We start from the raw sequence: 1,027 nt of genomic DNA, 5'->3' as shown, positions 1-1,027 counted from the left end.
TCTGCATCGCTTTTTGCCCACCCTACAAGCTGTTCGCGTAGCGTGCGCGTAGCGCTTAAGCTGACCGCTGAACGCGCACGCTTGAGCTTTTAGCTCACGGCTGAATACTTACCTAATTACGACCATCACTAGGAATTTATAATTTTTTTTAGGAACCAGTAAAAAAAATAATTAGGTATGGTAACATATCCCTCTAAGCGCAGCTAAAATAATTAACCATGAAACGTTCTTTAGAGGCTCTTAGGGAGAAAGCCAGAAATTTCCTGATCTATGGTATTGGTATATCACTGATATCCAATTTTGAAAAGCTAATTACTAATTACTCATTAATTGGTAATTCAACCTTCTTCGAGCCTGACCAATTTGATTGGGTAGCTGAGTTAGAATCTCAATGGATGACGATTCGCCAAGAGCTAGATCAAGTCTTGAAATATAGAGATACTCTACCCAACTTCCAAGATATTTCCCCAGACCAGGCTGAGTATGTCAGTACGGATAATCGTTGGAAAACCTATGGCTTTTATGGCTATGGAATTAAAGTTAAACAGAATTGTGAAAAATGTCCGGAAACTACTCGTATTATCGAAAAAATTCCTGGCATGAAAACGGCCTTTTTTTCAATCCTATTACCAGGGAAGCATATCCCTGAACATAGGGGACCTTATAAAGGGGTGATCAGATGTCTTCTAGGATTACGTGTTCCTGAACCGAAGGAAAATTGTCGGATTCGTGTTGGTAACGACATTCGCTATTGGGAAGAAGGGAAAGCAATGATGTTTGATGATAGCTTTCCCCATGAGGTATGGAATGAAACCGATGGGATGCGGGTGGTTTTATTTCTAGATATTGTTAGACCCCTCCGTTTTCCTGCTTCATGGATTAATTTATTATTTATTAAACTAATTGCTTGGTCACCCTACGTTCAAGATGCTATGGCTAATCAGAAGAAATGGGAAGAACGTTTAGATAAGGTGTTTGCTCGACAATGAAGTAATAGGGAATCGGGAATCGGGAATCGGGAATCGGA

The 1,027-nt window shown here is 40.1% G+C and carries 1 protein-coding gene; it reads left to right on the top strand.

The features are described 5' to 3' along the window. The first annotated feature begins 218 nt into the window (after positions 1-218). Positions 219-989 (top strand): aspartyl/asparaginyl beta-hydroxylase domain-containing protein, encoded by a 771-nt coding sequence (locus tag F6K49_RS52765; RefSeq protein ID WP_293111101.1) that lies wholly within the window; start codon positions 219-221, stop codon positions 987-989. The last annotated feature ends 38 nt before the right edge of the window (positions 990-1,027 follow it).

The sequence above is a fragment of the Moorena sp. SIO3I6 genome, assembly GCF_010672095.1.
The sequence above is the reverse complement of the archived record's forward strand: the minus strand, read 5'-3'. Positions and strand labels throughout refer to the sequence as shown.